Below are 1,748 nucleotides of genomic sequence, written 5' to 3' on the forward strand. Positions count from 1 at the left end.
GAACTGGTAGAACGCGTACGGGGTCGTCAGCTCCGGGTCGAGCCAGACGGCGCCGCCCTCGGTCTTGCCGAACTTGATGCCGTCCGCCTTCGTCATCAGCGGCGTCGCCAGGGCGTGCACGTTGGCGTGCGGCTCCAGCCGGTGGATCAGGTCGAGGCCGGCCGTGAGGTTGCCCCACTGGTCGCTGCCGCCCTGCTGGAGCGTGCAGCCGTACCTCCGGTACAGCTGGAGGAAGTCCATTCCCTGCAGGATCTGGTAGCTGAACTCGGTGTAGCTGATGCCCTCGGAGGACTCCAGGCGCCGGGCGACGGAGTCCTTGGTCAGCATCTTGTTGACGCGGAAGTGCTTGCCGATGTCGCGCAGGAACTCGATCGCGGACAGGTTCTGCGTCCAGTCGAGGTTGTTGACCATGACGGCTGCGTTCTCGCCCTCGAAGGACAGGAACGGCTGGATCTGGCCGCGCAGCTTCTCGACCCAGCCGGCGACCGTCTCCGGATCGTTCAGCGTGCGCTCCGCCGTGGGGCGCGGGTCGCCGATGAGGCCCGTGGCGCCACCCACCAGCGCCAGCGGCCGCAGACCGGCCTGCTGGAGCCGCCGCATGGTGAGCACCTGCACCAGATGCCCCACATGCAGCGACGGCGCGGTCGGGTCGAAGCCGCAATAGAACGTGACGGGACCGTCCGCGAGCGCCTTGCGCAGTGCTTCCTCGTCGGTGGAGAGGGCGAACAGCCCCCGCCACTTGAGCTCGTCGACGATGTCCGTCACGGTTCTCGTGTCTCCTTGGATGATCTTCGGGCAGTCGGGTGACCGCCGCATACGAGGTTATACGCCCCGACTGACAGAGCTCATATTGAAATCGGGCACCCGCAGCGCAGGCATGGCAGCCCGGGTGAACCAGTCGCTCCACTCCCGCGGCAGCGTCTTCTCGGTCCGCCCCGCCTCCGTGGCCCGGCCGAGCAGGCCGACCGGTGACTCGTTGAACCTGAAGTTGTTCACCTCGCCGGCGACCTCGCCGTTCTCCACGAGGTACACCCCGTCCCGGGTCAGGCCGGTCAGCAGCAGCGTCGCCGGGTCGACCTCGCGGATGTACCAGAGGCAGGTCAGCAGCAGTCCGCGCTCGGTGCTCGCGACCATCTCCTCCAGGGAGCGGTCGTCGCCCCCGTCCAGGATCAGGTTGTCGATCCCCGGCGCCAGCGGCAGCCCGGTCATCCCGGCGCTGTGCCTGCTGGTGATCAGATGCTTCAGCTCGCCCTGGCCCACCCACTCGGTGGGGGTCAGCGGCAGCCCGTTGTCGAACGCCGACGAGTCGCTGCTGGAGGAGTGCGCGAGCACGAAGGGCAGCGACTCCAGGCCGGGCTCGTTCGGGTCGCTGCGCAGGGTCAGCGGCAGCTCGCTCAGCTTCTCGCCGATGCGCGTGCCGCCGCCGGGCTTGGAGAACACCGTCCGGCCCTCGACCGCGTCCCGGCCCGACGCCGACCACATCTGGTAGATCAGCAGGTCCGCGACCGCGGTCGGCGGCAACAGCGTCTCGTACCGCCCGGCGGGCAGCTCGATGCGCCGCTCGGCCCAGCCGAGGCGTACGGCCAGTTCGGCGTCGAGCGCGGCCGGGTCGACGTCCTTGAAGTCCCGGGTCGACCGGCCCGCCCACGCCGAGCGCGTACGGTCCGGCGACTTGGCGTTCAGCTCCAGCGTCCCGTTGGGCTGGTCGTGGCGCAGCCGCAGCCCCGCCGACGTACCGAGGTAGGTGG

At 69.5% G+C, this 1,748-nt stretch carries 2 protein-coding genes; both read right to left on the reverse strand.

The window, feature by feature from the left end:
- Positions 1-765, reverse strand: a 765-nt coding sequence (tyrS, locus tag ACTWQJ_RS51070; RefSeq protein WP_443313147.1) for a tyrosine--tRNA ligase, incomplete at its 3' end; no start/stop codon positions are given.
- A gap of 57 nt (positions 766-822) precedes the next feature.
- Positions 823-1,748, reverse strand: a 926-nt coding sequence (locus tag ACTWQJ_RS51075) for a metallopeptidase TldD-related protein (protein WP_443313148.1), incomplete at its 5' end; no start/stop codon positions are given.

The organism is Streptomyces sp. KR55 (assembly GCF_052245645.1).
Taxonomy (GTDB): domain Bacteria; phylum Actinomycetota; class Actinomycetes; order Streptomycetales; family Streptomycetaceae; genus Streptomyces; species Streptomyces flavusporus.